Consider the following 23,820-nt stretch of genomic DNA (forward strand, 5'->3'; position numbering starts at 1 on the left):
TGTTACAATTAATAACAAAAAACGCCAGTATGAACTAGCGTTTTCTTTTTCGGGTTGCCATATATTCTTCAATAGCTTCCTTTGTGGTATACCAATTTCGGCCTTCTTTATAAGCGTCAATTTTTCCTGTTCTGGCTAGTAAACTAACATATTCCTGGCCGTAAGGAGTATCGGGTTCGCTCACAATATCTATAATTGGCTGGTAATCATAAGTACTGCCTGGCATCGAGCTTAAATAAATGTTTAAAGTTCGCTCCAAAGCCTGACACATCAAAAGTGTTAGCTTTTGATAATTTCCATTGTTAGCCTGATTGAGTGCTTCGTAATATTTTTTTCGATCATTTTTGAGAATAATTGCCGGCGGAAAACCACAACGCATTAGAAGCAAATTCATGCTCAGGCGAACGGTACGGCCATTTCCATCAAAAAAAGGATGAATCCAAACTAGTTTATGGTGGTAAATAGTTGCCAGTTCAATATCGTTTAAACCCAGCGGATTTGTATTGATAAAATCAATCAGTTCATCTAAATAATCTGAAACTTTATTCGCATTTGGAGGCATGAAATTAGCGCCGGAAATTCGAACACCGCCATTTCGTAATCGTCCTGCAAAATCATCTTCGATAGAACGCAAAACTAATCCGTGGAGTGACAGTATATCAATACTTCTCATTTTATAATTATCATCAACGATTGAATATAAATAATCAATTGCTTTATCGTGATTGTGGGTTTCAAAATGTTCTCTTAAAGATTTCCCTTTAATCGTTATTCCTTCTTGTATAACCATTTGTGTCTCCCGCAAACTCATCGTATTTCCTTCAATACTATTAGAATTGTAGGTCCATTCCAGAGATAAGCTTTCGCGGATTTTATGCAAGGCAATGTTTGGCAGTGGTCTGCTGTTTTGCAAATCAAGCCTTTTTTGGTACAATCTATCAAATGTTGATTGAAATTCTTCTCTGTATGTTAAGTCTATATTCCACATATTCCTACAAAAGTACTTCTTAATATCGGATAATAAAAATTTTTAACTTATCCGATATTAAGCTTATTCAATTGTCATAGAACGAAGTTTGGTTCTGTAGGCTTCTAGAGCAATAGATTTAGAAATAAAACCGTAGTATTTGTCGTGTCGTAAAACGGGAAGAAATGCAGATTTTGAACTTTCGAATTTGCTCATTACAATTTCCATACTGTCGTTAGATAATATAGTAGCCGGAGGTATTTTCATGACATCCTTTATCTGTGTGTATTTTACTCTGTAAGCATTAAATATTATTTCGCGGATATCATTAAAATGAACAATTCCCACCAAATCTTTTTCATTATTTACAACAGCAAAAACCACTTGATTTGAATGCGAAATTAAATCGACAAGTTTGCTTAAATTTTCATCCGGATGAACGGTTAAATAATCGCACTGAATAATGGTATCAATATCTAAAGTTGATAAAATATTAGAATCTTTATTACTCGTAAAAGCGTGTCCTTTTTTAGCAAGACCTTTTACATCAAGTGAATATTTTTCGAATTTTTTAGAAATTGCAAAACTTATTGAAGAAACAATCATAAGCGGAATCATCAATCCGTAACCTCCTGTAATTTCCGCAATTAAGAATATTGCAGTAAGCGGGGCATGAAATAATCCGCTGAGAATTCCCGCCATTCCAACCATAGTAAAATTGCCAATAGGTAATTTTGATAAACCAGTCATACTGACGAATTTTGAGAAAAAATAACCCAGATAAGAACCTAAAAATAGAGAAGGAGCAAAGTTTCCTCCATTTCCTCCGCTTCCTATCGTAAGACCCGAGGCAAATACTTTTACCATCATTGCTGCTCCTACAAACAGCAGCAATACCCAGTTATTATTTCTAAAATCTGCAAATAGTGTGTTGTCAAGTAATTTTCCAGGATCAGTTTCAGAAAGTGTTTTAATGCTTTCATAACCTTCGCCAAACAAGGTCGGAAATATAAAAATCAAAATGGCTAACAAAGATGAACCTAGTAAAGCTTTTTTGTAAGGTCCGATTTCGAGTTTAGAAAAATAATGTTCAACTCTCTGAAAATTTCTAGAATAATAAATTGCGACAAGTCCTGTAAGAACACCTAAAATGACATAAAAAGGAATATTACGGTAGTTAAAATCTTCTTGCGTTTTAAAACTCAATAGAATAGTTTCGTCTAACACAATGGCAGAAACCAAAGCACCTGTTGCTGCAGAAATCATGATAGGAGTGAAGGCAGAAATACTAACATCTACCAACAAAACCTCAATCGCAAAAAGAACGCCTGCTATCGGAGCATTAAATGCTGCTGCGATTCCTGCTGCTACACCGCAGCCAATCATGAGGGTCCGGTCTTTATATGATAATTTGTAATTCTGAGCAAAATTAGAACCAAATGCAGCACCTGTAATTACGATGGGGCTTTCTAAACCTGCAGAACCTCCTAAACCAACTGTTAATGAGCTGGTAATGATCTGCGCATACATTTGCTTTTTCGGAATTATACTTGCTTTTTTAGCAACTGCATAAAGTATCTGTGAGGTTCCCTTTTGGATACTTCCGTTTAATACTTTTTTCACCACCAAAACCGTTAGAACAATACCAATAATAGGCAGAATACTGTTAATAAAACTTAGTTTTAAAATTCCGTTAATATAAGTAGCAAAAGAGAAAACGCTATGGGCAAAAGTTTTTAGAACGATTACGGCAAATGCGCATGAAATACCGATTAAAACACTTGATAAAAAAATAAATTGCTTTGGCGTCATTAATGATTTAGCCAAAGCAATAATGCTTTCTAGTCTTCTGAAATATTTTTTTAGCATTCTGTTTTAAAAAATTATGGATTGCAAATTTAGCCTTTTATTCCATAAAGTTAAGCTAATAATAGTTCTTATAAAAAAATTAGTCGACTAAAGACGCTGCGTGCTTGGCGACAATTCCAAAATTGTATCCTTGAGCGACATCAAATCCGGCATAATTAACAGCGATAAGCTGACCACATTCATTAAATACAGGAGATCCGCTTGCTCCATGAGTAGAAGTAACGTTATATTGAATGCTTACGCCATCAGATTCTTTATTTATCTGACCTTCATACACTTGAACTTTTATACCGCTTCGTGTATTGGCAAGCGTCATTCCCATTGGGTAACCTATCAAAATAGCATTTGTTCCCGGCTTAATTTTAGAATCATCCGTTATGGCAGTATCTAAATCAACAATATTACGTACAGATCCCGGTAATGTTTCGCTTACTAGTTGTAATACAGCTACATCAACTTCACTTCCGTCAGCAATTTTATAGACTTTACATTTAAGCCAATCTTCTTTAGAACCATGAAGTGCAACGCTTATTTCAACCGATTTTGAAGTTATTGTAATATCATCTGTACTTACATATTTTATTTCTTTTGCCGGAGCAGCTTCAACTGTAGTGCTTTCTGCAGCTTCAGTATTATCGTTTGCAGCTACAACGGTCGCAGAAGAATCTACAGCACTCGCCGCAGCTTGAGCCGTTTCTTCATATTCACCATCACCTTCTCCTTCACCTTCTTCAGCATAATAATTGTCCCAGTTTTTTTCAAGAAAAGTTTTGTAATCACGTTCATTTATAGAATCAGGTAAAATACCAGCAATATGTTCTTTTAAATAATCAAAAGAAGAAGGAACGTTTTTGTCTTCACCGTACAGCCAAGGTTCGGCAACATGATGATTGGTTACTATTTTTGCATCTTCAGAAACGAAAAATCCTGTTCCTGATATTGTTTTTTCTTCCAGATTGCTGTCATCAACTTCTAATTGAAAAGGTTTAGATCCTTTTATAGAAATTTCGACAGTATAAGTATGTTTTACTAAAACTACAGCATCTTTATATTTCTCGTAGATTTCGGTTTGTCCATTTAGACATATTGCTTCCTTTTTATTATACTTGGCCCAAATTTTAGGAATAAAAATAAATCCAAGTACTCCAACAATAGCTATTGCAACTCCGATTTTTATATTTCTTGACTTTTTATTTGGTTGTTTTTCTTCTGAAAAAGATTCTTCCGACATATAGTTTTTTTTAGTTTCGGGGCAAATTTAGTAAAAAAAATACTCCATTTATTTAAAAAAAAATATGTTAAAATTATATTTTGTAAGTAGTTTTTAGTCAGGTTATTAAGTGCTAAAATCCAACAGCTTTGTCATCGCCTCTAAAGTCGGCTCCACCCTCAAGATTATTATTTGGTAAAACGAGAATTGCATCTACTTTACCAATTATAGGAGTTGCTTTTTCGTTAATCAAATAATTTTTTGCTTTTAGTCTTTCTATCGTTTTTGCATCAAAAGTATCGGGCTCAAAAGTAATAAGATCAGGAAGCCACTGATGATGAAAACGAGGAGCATTTACAGCTTCCTGCATGCTAAAATTATATTCGTAAACATTTAGAATAGTCTGCAATACAGAAGTAATAATTGTAGAACCTCCCGGCGTTCCTACTACCATAAAAAGTTTGCCGTTTTTTTCTACAATTGTTGGAGTCATAGAGCTTAACATTCGCTTTTGCGGTGCAATACTGTTGGCTTCATTTCCAACTAAACCAAACATATTCGGAGAACCGGGTTTGGCACTAAAATCATCCATTTCATTATTCAAAAAGAAACCCAGCTCATCACAATAATATTTAGAACCATAACCGTCGTTAAGAGTTGTAGTTGCAGCAACCGCGTTTCCGAATTGGTCCACAATAGAATAATGTGTTGTTTCAGTACTTTCGTTATAATTTACTTTTCCTTCTTTTATTTCTGATGATAAACTGGCTTTTTCAACATTAAAAGACGACATTCTGTTTTTTAAATAAGCATCTGCCAAAAGTTCATTTATCGGAATTTTTACAAAATCGGGATCACCCAAAAAATAACTTCTGTCGGCATACGCTCTTCTTTCGGCTTCGACAATTACCTGAATCGATTTATCTGAATTATGACCTAATTTAGATAAATCATAAGGTTCAATCATTTTTAATATTTGAGCCAGACAGATACCACCGCTGCTTGGAGGCGACATCGAGGTAATTTTTAAATCCTTATAAGTAAATTGAAGTGGATTTCTCCATTTTGCTTCATATTTGGCCAAATCTTGAAGCGTAATAATACCACCTTTTTCTTTAAGATATTGTACAAGAATTTTGGCAGTCTTTCCTTTGTAAAATTCATTTCTTCCATTTTTTTGAATTCTTTTTAAAGTATTCGCTAAAGCGGCATATTTAATAGTATCGTTTTCTTTAAAAATTCTCGACGCATCAGAAGATTCACCATTTATTTTTACAATACTTTCATGATAATCCTTTAAACTTTTTTCTTGTTTTTTAGTAACAATAACACCTCTTTCTGCAAGTGCAATTACAGGTTTCAAAATTTCAGACATGGGCATTGATCCCAGTTTTTTATGTACTGCAAAAACGCCTGCAATAGTTCCCGGAACACCAACAGCCAAAGCAGTAGCAGTACTTTTTCCTTTAATTACGTTTCCGTCTTTGTCCAAAAACATATCTTTTGTGGCAGCCAAAGGTGCTTTTTCGCGATAATCTAATGATCCGACTTCACCGTTTGCTTTTCGGTAAACCATAAAACCGCCTCCACCAATATTTCCAGCAAACGGAAATGCAACAGCCAAAGCCAGTTCTGTGCCCACCATAGCATCAAACGCATTACCGCCTTTTTTCATGATATCTGCTCCAATTTTTGAAGCTTCTTCGCGTGCAGAGACTACCATAGCTTTGGTAACCACCAAACCAGTAGGTTTTGGAGTTTGCTGTGAGAAACCATAAGCCGAAATAAAACAAAGTAAAATGGTAATTTTTTTCATAGCAGAAATAGTTTTAGTCTTTATAAACAAATTGATTTATAAAGAAAGGAGTTTTGATTTTGCTTGTTTCTGAATGTCTTCAAAAAAAAGTGTAAATTCTTGTTCAAATTCGGTATAAAATTCTTTTAACTCTTCGCTGGCAAACTGCATTCTGGAAGCATTTTTTGATCTCCTGTCCATCTGAGTTAAAATCTGATGAATTCCTTCGACAGTTCTATAGCTTAAAAGCCAGTTTCTCTGAATCATATACGGCATTATATCCTGAGTTCTCTCAGTTAAAATATCGTAATTTTCGTGAAGCGAACGATAAAACCTATTAATGAAACTTTCGAGTTTTTCGTCTGAATAATTGCTCCAGTTTTTTGCTAGAAAATGGTCGTACAAAATATCGACAATTACACCTGCATAATGATGGTATTTTTCGTGCAGCCTTTTGGTGCTTTGTCTAAAAATATCGTGAGAATCAGTATACGTGTCAATAAAACGATGCAGTAAAATTCCTTTCTGGATATCTTGAGGAAAATGTTCAAAATGTTTTCCTCGAATACCATCGGCCATAAAATTGCCAATTTTGATTAAATCATTTTCACCAGAAAGATATATATGGGCTAGGAAGTTCATTTTTTTGAGATTCTAAGGTTCTGAGATGCTAAGGTTCTGAGTTTTTTGAGATACTAAATTCCTAAGATGCTAAGACACTAAGTTGTTTTTAGTAAAAGTATGAAAACTTTTTCACATCGTTTTTAGTGAACGATAAAAATCAAAAGTCGGAATGTGCCTTTAAACACAAAGAAAAAACTTTTAGGCCTTGATTTGCATTGATGGGTATAGCTTTAATTTAATATTTAAAACCTTAGCAGCTTAGTATCTTAGTACCTTAGCAACTTTTTTTAAAAAATCTTACCACCTTAGTTACCCAGAACCGTAGTAACTTTTTTATATTTGTAGTAAAAATAACCCTAACTCACAAAAATGACTTTAATAAAATCAATTTCGGGAATTCGTGGAACTATCGGTGGAAAAGTTGGAGATAACCTGACTCCGGTTGATGCAGTAAAATTTGCATCGGCGTACGGAACCTTTTTAAAAAATAATACTTCAAAAGATAAATTAACAGTTGTTATTGGTCGTGATGCCAGAATTTCCGGACCAATGATTCATAACCTGGTGGTAAATACTTTAATTGGTTTAGGAATTAATGTAATTGATCTTGGTCTTTCTACAACGCCGACTGTAGAAATTGCTGTGCCTTTAGAAAAAGCAGACGGCGGTATCATTTTAACTGCTTCTCATAATCCGAAACAATGGAACGCTCTAAAATTACTAAATGAAAAAGGTGAATTTTTAAGCGGTGCAGAAGGAGCTAAAATTCTTGAAATTGCAGAGGCAGAAGCTTTTGACTTTTCTGATGTTGATAATCTGGGCGAAATCACGATAAACGATGCTTATATGGATATCCATATTGACGAAGTTTTAAATCTGCCTTTGGTAGATATTGAAGCCGTAAAAGCGGCTAAATTTAAAGTGGTTGTTGATGGCGTAAATTCTTCTGGTGGAATCATTATACCAAAATTACTGGAATTAATGGGTGTTGAAGTTGTGAAATTGTACTGTGAACCAAACGGACATTTCCCTCATAATCCGGAGCCATTAAAAGAGCATCTGACTGATATTTCTGAATTGGTTGTAAAAGAAGGTGCTCATTTAGGAGTTGTAGTTGATCCGGATGTTGATCGCTTGGCTTTTATCAGCGAAGACGGAGAAATGTTTGGAGAAGAATATACATTAGTGGCTTGTGCCGATTATGTTTTGAGCAAAACTCCGGGAAATACAGTTTCAAATATGTCTTCTTCACGTGCCTTGCGTGACGTAACAGTGGGACACAAAGGAAATTACGAAGCCAGCGCAGTAGGTGAGGTGAATGTAGTTGAATTGATGAAAAAAAATAATGCTATTATTGGCGGTGAAGGTAATGGCGGAATCATCTATCCTGAATCTCATTATGGCCGTGATAGTTTGGTTGGAGTAGCTTTATTCCTGACACATTTAGCGAATAAAAAGATGTCGGTTTCTGCTTTGCGTGCTTCTTATCCAGAGTATTATATGAGCAAAAATAAAATTGAATTAACCCCTCAAATTGATGTTGATGCCATTTTAGCGGCAATGACTGAGAAATACAAAAACGAAGAAATTTCGACAATTGACGGTGTAAAAATTGATTTTGCTGCAGAATGGGTACATTTAAGAAAATCGAATACAGAACCAATTATCAGAATATATACTGAAGCTCCGTCTCAGGAAAAAGCAGATGTTTTGGCACTGCGAATTATTGACGAAATAAAAGTAATTGCTGGAATTTAATTCTCAGTAAAATTCATAAAAAACTCTTTCATTATTTGAAAGAGTTTTTTTTTGAAATGAAGTTTTAATTTAATTTTTAATGATTTTAATTGACTTTTCTACCGAGCCGTAAGAAGCTTTTATAATATAAACTCCTTTAGAAAGTTTGTCTCCAATTTTAATATCCTCATTTGTAGAATAGCTGTCAAAACTATTTATCAGAGCTCCTTTTAAGTCTATAATTTTTACAGTCAGTGGTTCTGAGAATTCGGATTTAACATGAAGTATAGATTCATTTTTTATTGGATTCGGATAAACTGTAAGGCTGTTTTTTTCGAATTCAGAATCATGAACGCCTAAATTTGCTGCGGTAACAGTAATGTAATTAAAATTCATATCATTTGATTTGAAAAGAATCTTAAGATAAACTTCGCCTTTGGGCAGAACAATCCCATTTACCATTTTATCTGTATAAGTCTGCCAGCCTCCAGTTGCCGGAAAAGTCTCGTCTGTTTTAACTTTTACTCCGTTTACAAGAATGTCAAATTTGCCTGAAATTGCCGGAGCAGCCACTCTAAAATTCAAATTATAGCTCCCCGCATCTGCAACATTCAGCATAAACTCATTCCAGTCTCCTGCGTTTATCAAGCCTACATTTTGTCCTGTATCAGAATCTGTTGTAGTTTGAAGCGTTGTGCCTTTTCTTCGATAATGCTTGTTAGCATTTATTTTTCCGGGAATATTTATTTTTTTAGAAGTATAAGAAGTATTAACATATTCTTTCCCGATAGGGTTTAAAACGCCGCTTTGCGGACTTAAAAGCTGTCCTTCGAGCATATCAATCCAATCTGCCTGAACTCTGCCGGAAAACCATGAATAGCGATAGATATCAGGATCATTTTCAAAACCGGTTATAATCTCTTTCATAAATGCAGTTTTTTCTGCAGCGCTTTGAATCACTCTGTTTGCAAATTCAGTTACCCATATCGGACGATTAAAACTTTTAAGATTTCCAGTTACACCAAGTACAGAACCTGCCGTACTATCATACGTGTGAAAAGCGATATAATCGACCTTGCAGTTTGGACATAAAAGAAAAAACTGATTGTGCCAGGCAACTGGATCGCTGTAACCGCCATAATTATTCGGGCCGTTGTAAGCAGGAGAAGCACTTACAATTTCTAGATTTTTTGCAGCCGCGATTTTTTCTACATTCGCCCACGCATTTACTGCTTCCTGAGGCGTTAATCTTGCTCCATCATTAAAATTGGGTTCATTAAAAGCTAATAAATATTTAGCTCCCGGTTTTATATTGCTTATAAAAGTCTGTACTTCTGCATCAGTGATTTTACCCCAAACCATTGGCACAAATTCAACTCCCAAAGATTCATAATCGGCATTTACTTCTGTATCGGGTTGTGGCGACCAGTTGTACCACCAGGAAACTCCGGGCTTTAATGCCAGCAAATCTGCTTTAGAATGATATCCGTAAGCAATACCGCGTTTTGGACTTTGAGCAGAAACAATAAAAGTGAACAATAATAAATTAGTATAAAGTACTTTATTGATCATGGTTAATGATTTTGATTTAGTTTGTTTTATAGAAATTATAACACGTCAAATATATAAGGTTTACTCTTTATCATATTAAAAAAAATCATTACAAAAACCCATCAAAATATTTTTTAGAATATCAGAAAGTATTTGTCTCTAAATTGAACTTTCATTAAATAAAAAAGTCTGAAAAACAAAACTGCTTTTCAGACTTATAATTATTTTTGAACTCTGTGTTTCCATCTTTTATGTGTCCATAAATAGAATTCGGGAGCTTCCAGAATTTGTTTTTCGACTTCATGTAAATACATTTCTGTAATTTTAAAATCATCATATTCTCTGGGATTATCTGCAATCGGAATAAAAGACGCTTCGTAATATCCTCGTTTCACTTTTTTTACTTTAAAGAAAATAACGCTTAAATCATATTTCTTTGCCAGCATCTCAGATCCTGTGTGTACTGGAACTTCAATTCCCATAAAAGTACTCGAATGAAAGATTCGGTCCAGTTTTGGTGACTGGTCGCTCGCAAGACCGTAAAGACTTAAAATTCCGTTTCTTTGGTTCTGTGCCATCAGCGGAATAGTTTTTCTGGTTTCCACTAATTCAGTATTGTATTTAGAGCGGATTTTTCGAACTAATTTATCAAAATAAGGATTCGCAATCTTTTTGTAAACAGCAATTCCTTTAAATTTTAGTTTTGTATTAATGGTAAGAATCCACTCAAAGCTGGCATAATGTGAAGTAACCAAAATAGCGCTTCTGCCTCTTTTTTCGTATTCCTGAATAACTTCGAGATTGGTAATAGCAAATCTTCTGTCCATTTCTTCAGCAGACATGCTCATTGTTTTAATCATCTCGAGAAACATATCGCACATGTGCTGGTAAAATTTCTTTTCTATCACTTTTCTTTCAGCATCACTTAAATGAGGCAGAGCCAAAGTAAGATTTTCTCTAACCACTTTTCTTCTATATCCTAAAACATAATATACCAGAAAGAATATAAAATCTGAAAACCAATAGAAAATTCGGAAAGGGAGTATAGAGATAAGCCATAAAATTGGGTAGGCTAATATATAAACAAGAAACTGCATGAATTTTTTTTTACAAATATAAAGCAAAAATCGATAGTGATTGATATTTTGGGTTTTTCCTAACTTATGCCCGATATTGATTATATTTACAATTCAAATTAAATATTATATATGAATGTTATTTTAGTTGGGATCATAGTGGCCAACGCTTTGATTAGTTACCAGGGTTTTAATGATTTTTCTTTTTTTAGAAAATACGAATTCCATATCGGAAGCATTCGTTCAGGCGAACAGATTAGAATGTTGTCTTCTGGTTTTCTGCATGTAGACATGCTGCATTTGATTTTTAATATGTATACGCTTTGGGTTTTTGCACCCGAAGTTATCAATTGGTTTGATACGCTTTCTTTTGTTCTGATTTATTTCGGAAGTCTAATTTTTGGGAACTTACTTACGCTGCTGTTCCACAAAGACGACTATAGTTATAGGGCAGTTGGAGCTTCGGGAGCCGTAACGGGAGTTTTATATTCGGCAATTTTATTACATCCGGAAAAGACTTTAGGTTTGTTCTTTGTTATTCCTATACCGGCAATTTTATTCGGAATTTTATATTTATTGTATTCAATTTATGGAATGAAAGCCAAAAATGACAACATTGGGCATACTGCGCATTTTGGAGGTGCTGTAGGCGGTTATTTGATTACTTTGATAAAAGAACCTTCATTATTTGTAGACAATACTTTGATGGTTGTACTGCTCGCAATTCCGATTTTGATCCTTTTTGGAATGGCAAAATTGGGTAAATTATAAGGATGGCATAACTTTTGAATTGCTTTTCCCGAACAATAAAAATTTAACAAAAATGAAAAAACTAGTATTATTTTTAACAATCATGTTTATGACTATGTCTTACGGCCAGGAAATCAAACAAATACCTCTAATTAATGTTAATGGAGAAGGAAAAGTAAAAGTAGCGCCTGATCAGGTTTGTATTTCAGCTTCGGTTGAAACAAAAGGGAATAATGCTAAAGACGTTAAAAAACAAAATGACGAAAAGATGGATGCCGTTCTGAAATTCATCAAAAAAATGAATATTCCGACAGCAGATTTCAAAACAAAACAAGTTGCTCTTAATCCACAATACGATTATGAGAAAAAGAAAACTTCTTATAATGCAGTACAAACTGTAGAAATCATTGTAAAAGATTTGTCTAAATATGATGAATTGATGGAAGGTTTGGTACAGCAGGGAATTAATCGCATTGACAAAGTTTCTTTTGAATCCTCTAAATTAGCACAATATCAAACAGAAGCTAGAAAACTGGCTATGAAAGATGCTAAAGTAAAAGCAGAAGAATACGTGTCTGTTTTAGGACAGAAAGTAGGTAAAGCATTTACGATTTCTGATAATTCTCAAGTATATCATCCACAGCCAATGTATGCTGCGATGAGAATGAAAGAAGCAGATACAATGGGAGCTTCAAATGAAACATTAGCGATTGGAGAAATCGAAATCACAGCAAATGTAAGTGTGAGTTTTGTTTTAGACTAAACGATATAGATCATAAATTAAAAAATCCAAATTCCAATTGTAAAGTTGGGATTTGGATTTTTTTTTTGAATGTTACTTTCCTATTTGAATAATCTGAGAAACTATATTGCTGTTTAGTGGTTTTTTTTCATCTGGCTGAGAACCTCCGATGGCTAGTTTAAGTTTTCCATCATATTGTTTAAGTTTTCCATCGGTCGTAACATACGAAAGATCGTCAGGAGAAAGGTTAAAAACAATTGTTTTGCTTTCGCCCGGTTTTAAGTGAAGTCGTTCAAATCCTTTTAAACTTTTTAAAGGTGTTTTTATAGATAAATCCTGATTGATTAGATACAATTGAGCAACTTCTTCCCCCTCAGTTTTGCCAGTATTTTTAATTCTTACTGAGACAGGAACAGATTCGTTTTTTTTAATTTTAGAAGGAATATTTAGCTGATCATATTTGAATGAAGTATAACTCAAGCCATATCCAAAACCATATAGAGGATCTCCCTTAAAATAACGATAGGTTTTGTTGTCCATACTGTAATCTACAAAAGCAGGTAAGTCTGAATCGCTTTTGTAAAAAGTTACAGGCAGTTTTCCTCCAGGATTATAATCTCCAAAAAGAACATCAGTAACTGCAGTTCCTGCAGCTTGTCCTCCGTACCACGCATTGAGTATTGCGGGAACATTTTCTGCTTCCCACGGAATCGCTATTGCACTTCCGGTCATCATCACAAAAACTACTGGTTTTCCTGAGTTTTTTAAAGCTTTCATCAGCTGTGTCTGAATCTCCGGAAGCAGAATCGAAGTTCTGTCACCGCCGGAGAAGCCAGTAAAGTTAACCGGCATTTCTTCGCCTTCAAGTTGTGGTGAGATTCCTCCAACAAAAATAAAAGCATCAGCATCTTTATTTCTTTCTACTAATTTTTTAAAATCAGTTTTTTCAAAATTGCCTGTATTTAATGTTACGTTTGCTTTTCCTTCTCCCTGCCAATATTCCAGCACCAGATTGTAAACCGTATTTTTTGAGGTGTTTAATTTAAAAGTTTTTTCTCCCCATCGATTTTTTTTCCATGCGTTAATAACTTCTTTTCCATTTACTAAAAAGCGGTATCCGTCATCAGCATTGAGTTCAAAAGTAATCGAGCTGTCCTGAGATGCTGTAAAATTTGTGGTATAACGTGCCGAAAAATGGTTTGCTTTGATGTTTTTAACAACAGCTTCTCCTTCCTGCCAAAAGTTATTCACTTCTGATTCAGTTCTTACTGTCTCGGGATTTCCTGATAAATTTACATTATTGTAATATTCCGCTTTAAAACCCTGTTTTCCTTCATAAGAATATTGATTTTTAAGATTCTGATACACTAATAATGTATCATTGGTAAAGTTGATCGCTTTTTCATAAACTACTTCTGTACTGCTGCCAAGTTTTTCTTTAATGCCTTGCAAAACAGTAGTTAGTTTACTTGGAGTACCGTTATAATTTCCTAAAATCGAAATGGAATTATCAGCATTAGGACCAAGAATCACAATCTTTTTCAGGTCTTTTTTTAGAGGCAGGATATTTTTTTCATTTCGAAGTAAAACAATTGATTGTCTGGCCATTTTTAATGCATGCTGTTGATGTTCTGCACTTTCAAGAACAGAAGATGGCGTTTGGGCATATTTTACCATTGCCGGAGCATCGAACATTCCTAATCGGAAGCGGATCATAAACAGACGTTTCACCGAAATATCAATTTGATCCTCACTGATTTTTTTGTTTTTTACAGCCTGAACCAAGGCTTTGTAAGCATCTGTACCGCAATCTATATCGGTTCCGTGAAAAACCGCATCTGCAGATGCTGATTCTGCATCGGGATGTGTTTTGTGATTTTTAAAAAAGTCATCAATCGCCCAGCAGTCGGACGTCACATAACCGTCAAATTTCCATTGATTTCTTAAGATATCAGTCATAAGAATATCACTGGCACAGCAAGGCTGAGTTCTAAAAGCATTATAAGCGCACATGACACCGGCTGTTTTAGATTCTGTTACCAACTTTTTAAAAGCAGGTAAATAAGTGTCCCAAAGTTCGTATGGAGTTACATCAACATCAAAAGTATGACGCAGCGATTCAGGCCCGCTGTGTACAGCATAATGTTTGGCACACGCAGCAGCTTTTAGATATTTAGGATCGTCTCCCTGTAAACCTTTAACAAAGGAATCTCCTAAAATACTTGTCAAATACGGATCTTCTCCATAAGTTTCCTGTCCGCGTCCCCAGCGCGGGTCTCGAAAAATATTGATATTTGGCGTCCAGTACGTTAATCCCAGATAACGCTCGTTTGTTCGGTTTAGCTCAACTGCTTTATTGTAAATTGCCCTTCCTTCCAGTGCCGAATAATCGGCCATTTTATAAAGTGAGTTTTTATCAAATGTTGCAGCCATTGCAATTGCCTGAGGGTAAACGGTAGTTTTAAAAGGAGTTCTTGCTACGCCGTGCAATGTTTCATTCCACCAATCGTAAGCCGGAATTTCCAGTCTTGTAATTGCCGGAGAAGAATTGAGCATTTGCGATACTTTTTCTTCTAATGTTAAGCGTTTTACAAGATCATCAACTCGTTTTTCAAAACTTAAGTTTGGATCCTGAAATAAAAATTTTTCTTTTTTTTCTTTTTGACTATAACAGTAAACAGTAATTAACAGGACAATTAGGGAGGTTATTTTTTTTGATTTCATAGGTTTTACATGATATTATTAAAAAGATCAATTTAGATTTACCAACACTTATAACAACCGATTGTGTAAAGTAATGATTTTTTTCTGAAAATAAAAAATAAGTTTATTCGATTTAGTTCAATATCTGATTCTCACTTATACTAAATCTCTTAGAAATCAGCTATTATATAGTTAAAATAGCTACATTTACGCACTATAGTATTAAAACTCATGGAAGAGCACAGACATGTAACGATTTATGATATTGCGGAGCGTTTGAATCTTGCAACATCAACAATTTCGAGGGCTTTAAAAGATCATCACAGCATAAGTGATAAGACAATAAAAAAAGTAAAGCAGACCGCTAAAGAAATGGGATTTGTTCCCAATACATTAGCAGCAGGTTTGCGTGGCAATAAATCCAGAACTATTGGAATTTTAATTCCAACAATCACACAGCCCTTTTTATCTTCTTTAATCAGCGGGATCGAAATCACGGCGCAAAAATCTGATTATACTGTAATTATTATGCAATCTCATGATTCGTACGAGATGGAGGTAGATTTGGCTAAATCATTGTACAGTAATAGAGTAAGCGGTGTAATTTGTTCTCTGGCAATGGAGACAAAAGATACTTCTCATTTTCATCAGTTTTCCAATAATAATATTCCGCTTGTATTTGTAGACAGGGTTCCAAGAGATTATGATACTTTTAGAGTTGTAATCAATAATTATTTAGCGGGCTATAAAGCTACAAAACATCTAATAGAACAAGGTTGTAAAAGAATTGCGCATCTCACTGCCGGATCAGAATTTGGTACTCTTTATAATGAAAGAAAGCGCGGTTATATGGATGCATTGGCAGAACACGATCTGGCAATTGAAGATGATCTGATTGTAGTTCTAAAACATATGACTTATGAAGAAGGAGTAAAGGCCTGTAATCAGTTATTTGACTTAAAAACACCGCCTGACGGACTTTTTGCTCCTGGAGATATTCTTGCGGTGAGTGCAGTCCAGACCGCCAAAAAAAGAGGTGTAAAAGTACCCGAAGAGCTTGCGGTCATTGGTTTTAATGACGATCCAATTTCAGAAATAATTGAGCCAAATATTTCGACTATTACACATCCTGCAGAAAAAATGGGTAAAGCCGCGGCTGAATTGATTATAAAAAATCTAAAATCTGTTAAAGAAGAAGATGCGAAAGAAATTACTTTTTTAAATACTCAGGTTGTAGTACGAGAATCTTCTAAGAGAATTTAACTTTATATAAAAATTCAAGCAAACCTGCTGATATTCTTGATATCAGCAGGTTTTTTTTGTTTAAAATGTATTTGAAAAATCCATTCGAAAAATATTTTTTTGTTATAAAAAGCGAACAATTGCCTTTTTTATTTTTTTATTCCTGAATTTTTGTATTTTAGCACAACCGATTGCAAGAGGCAAAATATTTTTAATAATTTATTTTTTAAATATATTTTTTGTTTAATGATCAGGTTTTAATACTAATAAATGAATTATGCTCAAATTAGAAAATCTCAAAGTATCTCAAATAATTCCATTTACCAATAAGAGTTATATCAGTTATCTAATTCTTTCAGTTTTAATTTCCTTTTCAGCTTCAGCTCAAAAAGATTATAAATTATGGCTGCAGTATAATGCAATAGTAAATTCTTCGATTGCTTTAGAATATAAAAACAATCTTAAGGGAATTGTGGTATTAGGAAATTCTGAAACTATCAAAATAGCGAAGAAAGAACTCGAAACAGGTTTTTTGGAAATGTTAGGAAACGTTCCCGAAATCAAAACAGCTTTAAAAGGAGAGTATAATCTAATTGCAGGTTCTCAATCTAATTTGGATACAGAGCTAAAAAATAGTCTTCAATCAGATTTCCAAAAATTAAATGAAGAAGGTTTTATCATCAAATCGATTGCTGTTAAAAATAAAAAACAACTTATTATTACAGGAAAAAATGATATCGCTGTTTTGTATGGTGTTTTTAATTTTCTGAGAATCATGCAGACCAATAAAACGATAAAAAATCTAAATATTGCCGATTCTCCAAAAACGAACATTAGAATTTTAAATCATTGGGATAATCTGGACAGAACAATTGAAAGAGGTTATGCCGGATTTTCTTTATGGAACTGGCAAAAACTTCCCGATTTTATCGATCAGCGTTATATAGATTATGCGAGAGCAAATGCTTCAGTCGGAATTAACGGAACAGTTTTGACAAATGTAAATGCCAATGCCTTGATTTTGACACCTCAATATTTAGAAAAAGTCGAAGCTCTGGCAAATGTCTTTAGACCATACGGAATAAAAGTTTATTTAACAGCAAGATTTTCGGCACCAATTGAAATTGGAAATCTGAAAACTGCCGATCCAAAAGATTCTGAAGTGATCAAGTGGTGGAAAAATAAAGCATCAGAAATTTACAAACGAATTCCTGATTTTGGCGGATTTTTGGTAAAAGCCAACTCAGAAGGCCAGCCCGGTCCTCAAAATTACGGAAGAGATCACGTTGACGGCGCCAATATGCTTGCCGATGCGGTTGCGCCTTTTGGAGGTGTAATTATGTGGAGAGCTTTTGTATATTCTGAACATGATGCAAATGATCGTGCCAAACAAGCTTATGCAGAATTTGAGCCTTATGACGGAAAATTTAAAGAAAATGTAATCGTTCAGGTTAAAAATGGAGCAATCGATTTTCAGCCGAGAGAACCTTTTCATCCTTTATTTGGCGCAATGCCCAAAACGCCTTTGATGATAGAATTTCAAATCACACAGGAATATTTAGGGTTTAGTACACATTTGGTTTTTCTTCCTAAACTATTTCAGGAGGTTTTAGAATCAGATACGTATAAAAAAGGAAAAGGTTCCACCGTGGCAAAAGTTATTGACGGGACTTTGCACGGCAATAAGATTACAGGAATTGCAGGTGTTGCCAATATAGGAAATGATCTAAACTGGACTGGACATCCTTTTGCGCAGGCAAACTGGTACGGTTTCGGAAGACTGGCGTGGAATCCTTATTTAGATTCGGAAACTATTGCTGAGGAATGGCTGAAATGTACTTTTTCTAACGATGAAAATTTTATAAAACCGGTAAAAAACATGATGATTGAATCGCGTGAAGCTGTAGTTAATTACATGACACCGCTTGGACTTCATCATATTATGGACACAGGACATCACTATGGACCCGGACCTTGGGTTTCTAATTTGTCACGGCCAGAATGGAATCCGACTTATTATCATAAAGCAGATAAAAACGGAATTGGTTTTGATCGATCTGAGTCAGGTACAAATGCTATTTTGCAATATGCACCAGAAGTAAAAGCTTTTTTTGGTAATTTAGAAACCTGTCCGGAGAAAGATTTATTGTGGTTTCATCACGTTTCCTGGGATTATAAATTAAAAAATGGAGAAACACTTTGGAACGGCATGGCATTGAAATATCAGGAAGGAGTTAATCAGGTAAAAGAAATGCAGCAGGTTTGGAAGAATGCAGAAAAATACATTGACAGCGAACGTTTTAAAGAAGTAGAAATGTTATTGGAAATTCAATACAAAGAAGCAAAGTGGTGGCGTGATGCGTGTTTACTTTATTTTCAGCAGTTTTCTGGTAAAGATCTTCCGGCGGGCGTTGAGAAACCAGCACAAGCATTAGATTATTTTAAATCATTAAAATTCCCATTTGCACCGGGAAATGGATAAATTGTAACGCGGATTAAACGGATTCGCTTTCGCGAAGACACTGAAAAAAAAGGATTTTTCCAATAAAAATAAAATAAAAAAAAACCGCGTAAATCCGCGTTTTCGCGACAGCGAATCCGTTTTATCCGCGTACGAATAAATATATTTTAAAAATTATGAGCAGAAAAACAGCAATTGTAACCGGAGGAAATTCAGGTTTAGGATTTGCAACCGCAAAAAAACTTTGTGACAACGGAATCACAACGTACATTATCGGAAGATCAAAAGAAAAAACAGAAGAAGCTTGTGCAGAAATTGGTGAAAATGCCATTCCGGTAATATTCGACTTAAATGACCTCAAAGGAATTCCTGCAATGATTGAGAGCATTGCTCAAAAAAGTCCAATCGATATTTTGGTAAACAATGCAGGAATTAATCTAAAAAAAGAGTTTTTGGATGTTACCGATGAAGATTTTTTATCTGTAATTCATACTAATCTTTTGAGTGTCTTTGCAGTAAGCAGAGAAGTCGTAAAAAATATGAAAGCCAATGGAAGCGGAAGTATTATCAATATCAGTTCGATGGCATCGCAATACGGAATTCCAAAAGTAATTGCCTATTCTTCAAGCAAAGGCGCAATAGAATCGATGACACGTGCTATGGCAGTTGAGCTGGCTCCAGCCGGAATCCGCGTAAATTGTATTGCACCGGGATTTATAAAAACAAAAATGTCTTCTACGGCACTCGACAACGATCCGGAAAGAAAGAATAAAGTGCTTTCCAGAACGCCAATGGGATTTTTAGGAGAACCTTCGGATATTGCAGATGCAGTTTATTATTTCGCTTTAAGCGAATCAAAATATACTACTGGTACAGTTTTACCAGTTGACGGAGGTAACAGTATCGGATTTTAATTTTTAAATATTTTAAACACATAGAAACATAGCTTTTTTTTTGTCTAAAGAGGCGTTACACTTGCATTAATACACATAGACTATGTGTTAGAAACTCGTTTCTTTTGTTTAATCTTTTCAATTTAAATAAAAATCTATGTTTCTATGTGTTTATAAAAAATAGTAGTATGATAAAAATGCAGCAAACCATGCGTTGGTTTGGACCTCAGGATAACGTAAAACTAATTGATATTATACAAGCCGGAGCCACAGGCGTTGTAACTTCTCTGCATCAGATTCCGGTTGGAGATGTCTGGACAATTGAAGATATTAAGGAAAGACAGCTGATGATTAAAAATGCAGGTCTGGAATGGACGGTTGTCGAGAGTCTTCCGGTTCATGAAGAAATCAAACGAGCTTCTGGTAATTATCTTCAATACATCGAAAATTATAAAATCAGTTTACAAAACCTGGCAGATTGCGGCATTAAAATTATTACGTATAATTTTATGCCGATTCTGGATTGGGTAAGAACCCAGCATAATTTTGTCAATCAGGATGGGAGCAAAGCTTTATTGTACAATCAGGATGCTTTTACTTTTTTTGATGTGTTTTTGTTGAAAAGACCTAATTCAGAAAACGATTATTCGGATTCAGAAAAAGAAAGCGCTTTAAAGTTTGGCAGTCAATTGTCTGAAGAAGAAAAAGCACTGCTTTTTAAAAATGTTTTATTGGGATTGCCGGGAAGTAAAATCAACTTTACAGCAGAACAGATTTTATCTCTTTTAGATAATTATGCCAATATTAATAATGAAAAACTAAGAGAAAATCTGATTTATTTTTTAGCAGAAGTGGTTCCAATTGCAGAGAAAAACGAGCAAAAATTAGCCATTCATCCAGACGATCCGCCGTTTTCGGTTTTGGGTTTGCCAAGAATTGTTTCTACAGAGGCAGATCTAAAAAACATTTTTGAAGCAGTTCCTTCAACAGCAAACGGATTGTGTTACTGTACTGGATCGCTAAGTGCAGACCCAAAAAATAATCTGGAAAAAATTATAGCTGATTATGGAAACCGAATTCACTTTTTACATCTTCGAAATACCATTCGCGAAAGCGAAACTATTTTTAGGGAATCGGAACATTTAAACGGCGATGTTAAAATGGAAAGAATTGTAGAGAAACTTCTTTTGTTGATGAATGAAACAAAAATAAGTCTGCCAATGCGTCCTGATCATGGTTTTCTGCATGCTGTAGAAGAAGTAAAGGAACTATATCCCGGTTATTCTCTCACGGGAAGATTAAAAGGTCTTGCCGAATTACGAGGTTTAGAAATGGGAATTGTGTACAAATTAGATTTGTAATTATACGGGATTAGACCTTAGGTTTTAAAACCTGTCAGGTCTCTGTAAGAAGAAAAACTATTAACTATTAAACCAAAAGATATGAAATTTATTAATCCTTACTTATTTGTCGTCACGACTTTTCTGGTGGTAAGCTGTACTTCACAGAAAGAAAGTCTTTCCTTAAAAGAGGCGTATAAAAACGATTTTTATATAGGAACAGCCTTAAGTGCAGATCAAATTGAAGAAAAAAATGCACAGGAAGATTCTTTGATCCGAAAAGAATTTAATGCGATTACAGCAGAAAATATAATGAAATCAATGTATGTGCATCCGCAAAAGGATCAATACGATTTTGCTTTAGCAGATAAATTTATAGCATACGGAGAAAACAATAAAATGTTTCTTCACGGACATACTTTGATCTGGCACAGTCAATTGGCACCTTGGATGGAAAAAATCAAAGACAGTACCGAGATGAAAGCCTTTATGAAAGACCATATTAATACTGTCGTTTCTAGATACAAAGGAAAAATAAGTTCCTGGGATGTGGTAAATGAAGCTCTAAATGAAGATGGAACTTTGAGACAATCTGTTTTTTTGAATACACTTGGCGAAAAATATTTGGCAGACGCTTTTAAACTTGCTGCAAAAGCAGACCCTAAAGCAGCACTTTATTATAATGATTATAATATCGAAGAACCGGCAAAAAGAGCGGGAGCAATAAATTTGATTAAGAAAATTCAAGCTGCAGGCGGAAAAATTGATGGAGTTGGTATTCAAGGACATTGGAGGCTGGCTAGTCCGTCTTTGGAAGAAATTGAAAAAAGCATTTTAGAGTATTCTGCTTTAGGAATTAAGGTTGCTTTTACAGAATTGGATATAACCGTTTTGCCAAATCCGTGGGACTTGAAAGGTGCAGATGTGAATCAGAATTTTGAAGGAAGTGCCAAAATGAATCCCTATCCGAAATCATTGCCAGATTCGATTCAAAATAAACTAGCTGCACGTTATGAAGGTATTTTTAAATTATTCCTGAAACATAAAGATAAAATTAGCCGAGTTACTTTTTGGGGTGTTCACGATGGGCAGTCCTGGCTTAATGACTGGCCGATAAAAGGAAGAACCAATTATCCGCTGCCATTTGATGCAGATCTAAAACATAAAAAAGCTTACGAAAGCATCTTGAATTTAAAAGAAGATAAGAAATAAACAGCGAAAATCGCAAATTATAAGTAATAAAACAGCAATCGATTGTGAAATGTATAAAATGCTTAAATAAAGCTAATTAAATTTGTATAAAACCTTTTTTTATATAATTTTACACAACCGATTGTTTTTTTTTTTAATTGTCTTTCTGTATTGTTTTAAAACAGTACAGAATCTAAACTACTAACTAACCACCAAAAGCAATAATGAATAACATTTCACAAAAATTATCCATCAAGGAAAAAATCGGATACAGTTTAGGAGATTTGGCAGCCAATTTGGTTTTTCAGACTCTGATGACCTATCTGGCTTATTTTTACACCGATATCTACGGATTGTCTCCTACAGATTCCTCCATTATCATGTTAATTGTAGGCTTGATTGCGGCTTTTGTATTCAACCCGATTATTGGAGTTTTGGCCGATAGAACGAGAACAAAATGGGGAAAATTCAGACCGTGGATTTTGTTAACAGCGGTTCCTCTTGGAGTTGTTGCCTTATTGGCTTTTTCTACTCCCGATTTTTCATATAATGGAAAAGTAATTTATGCAGTGGTAACCTATACCTTTTTATTGCTTTTTTATGCGGGAAATAATCTGCCTTATTCTGCTTTGAGCGGTGTAATTACAGGGAATATGGCCGAAAGAAACAGTATGTCGTCGTACCGTTTTGTGGCAGTAATGTTTGCTCAGTTTTTTGTGCAGGTTTTTATGCTTGGAATAATAAAAAGTGCCGGAAACGGCGATAAGGCAATCGGAATCGAAAAAGTAATGACCGTTCTGGCGATTATTGGAACGATAATGCTTTTAATTACCTTTTTGACGACCAAAGAAAGAATTATTCCTAAACCAGAACAAAAATCAAGTATAAAAGAAGATTTGAGTGATTTGGTCAAAAACAGACCGTGGATTATTATGCTGACGCTGACAACTCTGGTTTTTATAACCTTGGCGATGAAAGGCGGTTCTTATGTGTATTATTTTGAAAATTATGTAAACAAACAACAGCTGGAGGTTTTTATTCAGCCAATCTTAGATTTTTTATCCAATATTGGATTGAATTATTTTGGCAGTGATCCTATTGCTGCGGGATTTGGATTGTTTAATGCGGGCGGTATTATTTTTATGATTGTCGGTATTACACTGTCTAAAAACCTAGCGGATAAATACGGGAAACGGAATGTTTTTGGTTTGTTTTTATTCATCTCAACATTATTTATCATCGCTTTTTATTTCTTTGCGCCAACTTCAATTTCCTTAATATTTTTCTCCCAGATTCTACATGGATTTTTCTACGGAATCACAATTCCAATTCTCTGGGCAATGATTGCAGATGTAGCCGATTATTCAGAGTGGCTCAACAATCGTCGTGCAACGGCTATTATTTTCTCTGCAATGATGGTGGGATTAAAAGCCGGTTTGAGTATTGGAGGAGCTTTGACTACCTTGTTTTTAGGTTATTTTAATTACATTCCAAATACGACGGTACAGACAGAAACGGCTATTAGTGGAATAAAATTATTGGTAAGTGTTTTCCCTGCAATCCCATTTTTAATTGGAGCTGGATTGCTGTTTTTTTATAAAATTAATAAACAAATGGAAATACAAATAGAAACAGAATTAAAAGAAAGAAGAACATAACAACAATAGCA

Annotated in this window: 17 protein-coding genes; 9 read left to right on the forward strand and 8 right to left on the reverse strand. The window is 34.6% G+C overall.

The genetic code is table 11. The annotated features are described in order from the left end of the window. Positions 1–34 precede the first annotated feature (34 nt). From B0A68_RS03385 to B0A68_RS03405, 5 genes are all read right to left on the reverse strand, one after another. On the reverse strand, positions 35–988 hold the full coding sequence (locus B0A68_RS03385) for a Fic family protein (RefSeq protein ID WP_035683281.1): 954 nt from the start codon (positions 986–988) through the stop codon (positions 35–37). Positions 989–1,051: 63 nt separating this feature from the next. Continuing rightward, positions 1,052–2,836 (reverse strand): chloride channel protein, encoded by a 1,785-nt coding sequence (locus tag B0A68_RS03390; RefSeq protein WP_035683282.1) that lies wholly within the window; start codon positions 2,834–2,836, stop codon positions 1,052–1,054. Between the two features lie 79 nt (positions 2,837–2,915). Beyond that, positions 2,916–4,067 carry a S1 family peptidase gene (locus B0A68_RS03395; RefSeq protein ID WP_035683284.1) on the reverse strand — a complete coding sequence of 384 codons (1,152 nt, stop codon included), beginning with the start codon at positions 4,065–4,067 and terminating at the stop codon, positions 2,916–2,918. Positions 4,068–4,179: 112 nt separating this feature from the next. Then, entirely contained in the window at positions 4,180–5,862 is a 1,683-nt protein-coding gene (gene ggt / locus B0A68_RS03400) for a gamma-glutamyltransferase (RefSeq protein WP_035683286.1), read from the reverse strand. A 36-nt stretch (positions 5,863–5,898) separates the two neighbouring features. Continuing rightward, entirely contained in the window at positions 5,899–6,483 is a 585-nt protein-coding gene (locus tag B0A68_RS03405) for an acyl carrier protein phosphodiesterase (RefSeq protein ID WP_035683288.1), read from the reverse strand. A 351-nt stretch (positions 6,484–6,834) separates the two neighbouring features. Here B0A68_RS03405 and glmM point away from each other — a divergent pair, with 351 nt between their 5' ends. Beyond that, the gene (gene glmM / locus B0A68_RS03410) at positions 6,835–8,223 is read left to right on the forward strand and encodes a phosphoglucosamine mutase (RefSeq protein ID WP_035683290.1); all 1,389 of its coding nucleotides are present in this window, start codon (positions 6,835–6,837) and stop codon (positions 8,221–8,223) included. 69 nt (positions 8,224–8,292) lie between these two features. Here glmM and B0A68_RS03415 read toward each other — a convergent pair whose 3' ends face one another. Then, positions 8,293–9,774, reverse strand: coding sequence for a glycosyl hydrolase (locus B0A68_RS03415; protein ID WP_051892518.1), 1,482 nt, complete (start codon positions 9,772–9,774; stop codon positions 8,293–8,295). Between the two features lie 200 nt (positions 9,775–9,974). Beyond that, on the reverse strand, positions 9,975–10,850 hold the full coding sequence (locus B0A68_RS03420) for a lysophospholipid acyltransferase family protein (protein WP_035683292.1): 876 nt from the start codon (positions 10,848–10,850) through the stop codon (positions 9,975–9,977). A 111-nt stretch (positions 10,851–10,961) separates the two neighbouring features. Here B0A68_RS03420 and B0A68_RS03425 point away from each other — a divergent pair, with 111 nt between their 5' ends. Then, positions 10,962–11,600 (forward strand): rhomboid family intramembrane serine protease, encoded by a 639-nt coding sequence (locus B0A68_RS03425; RefSeq protein ID WP_035683294.1) that lies wholly within the window; start codon positions 10,962–10,964, stop codon positions 11,598–11,600. Positions 11,601–11,652: 52 nt separating this feature from the next. Continuing rightward, positions 11,653–12,342, forward strand: coding sequence for an SIMPL domain-containing protein (locus B0A68_RS03430; protein ID WP_035687997.1), 690 nt, complete (start codon positions 11,653–11,655; stop codon positions 12,340–12,342). A 72-nt stretch (positions 12,343–12,414) separates the two neighbouring features. Here the strand turns inward: B0A68_RS03430 and B0A68_RS03435 are convergent, their stop codons facing one another. Continuing rightward, positions 12,415–15,045: a glycoside hydrolase family 3 protein gene (locus B0A68_RS03435; RefSeq protein WP_035683296.1), complete on the reverse strand. Its 2,631-nt coding sequence runs from the start codon at positions 15,043–15,045 to the stop codon at positions 12,415–12,417. Between the two features lie 210 nt (positions 15,046–15,255). Here B0A68_RS03435 and B0A68_RS03440 point away from each other — a divergent pair, with 210 nt between their 5' ends. The 6 genes from B0A68_RS03440 (at position 15,256) to B0A68_RS03465 (ending at position 23,809) form a co-directional block, all read left to right on the forward strand. Further along, entirely contained in the window at positions 15,256–16,287 is a 1,032-nt protein-coding gene (locus B0A68_RS03440) for a LacI family DNA-binding transcriptional regulator (protein WP_035683298.1), read from the forward strand. Positions 16,288–16,543: 256 nt separating this feature from the next. Then, a complete protein-coding gene (locus B0A68_RS03445) occupies positions 16,544–18,748 on the forward strand; it encodes an alpha-glucuronidase family glycosyl hydrolase (protein WP_051892519.1) in 2,205 nt (734 codons plus the stop codon). 155 nt (positions 18,749–18,903) lie between these two features. Continuing rightward, positions 18,904–19,641 carry an SDR family NAD(P)-dependent oxidoreductase gene (locus B0A68_RS03450; protein ID WP_035683300.1) on the forward strand — a complete coding sequence of 246 codons (738 nt, stop codon included), beginning with the start codon at positions 18,904–18,906 and terminating at the stop codon, positions 19,639–19,641. Positions 19,642–19,817: 176 nt separating this feature from the next. After that, positions 19,818–20,981 carry a mannonate dehydratase gene (uxuA, locus tag B0A68_RS03455; RefSeq protein ID WP_084679113.1) on the forward strand — a complete coding sequence of 388 codons (1,164 nt, stop codon included), beginning with the start codon at positions 19,818–19,820 and terminating at the stop codon, positions 20,979–20,981. A gap of 81 nt (positions 20,982–21,062) precedes the next feature. After that, positions 21,063–22,172 (forward strand): endo-1,4-beta-xylanase, encoded by a 1,110-nt coding sequence (locus tag B0A68_RS03460; RefSeq protein ID WP_035683303.1) that lies wholly within the window; start codon positions 21,063–21,065, stop codon positions 22,170–22,172. Positions 22,173–22,375: 203 nt separating this feature from the next. After that, the gene (locus B0A68_RS03465) at positions 22,376–23,809 is read left to right on the forward strand and encodes an MFS transporter (protein WP_035683305.1); all 1,434 of its coding nucleotides are present in this window, start codon (positions 22,376–22,378) and stop codon (positions 23,807–23,809) included. Positions 23,810–23,820 lie beyond the last annotated feature (11 nt).

Source organism: Flavobacterium reichenbachii (genome assembly GCF_002217435.1).
GTDB classification, from domain to species: domain Bacteria; phylum Bacteroidota; class Bacteroidia; order Flavobacteriales; family Flavobacteriaceae; genus Flavobacterium; species Flavobacterium reichenbachii.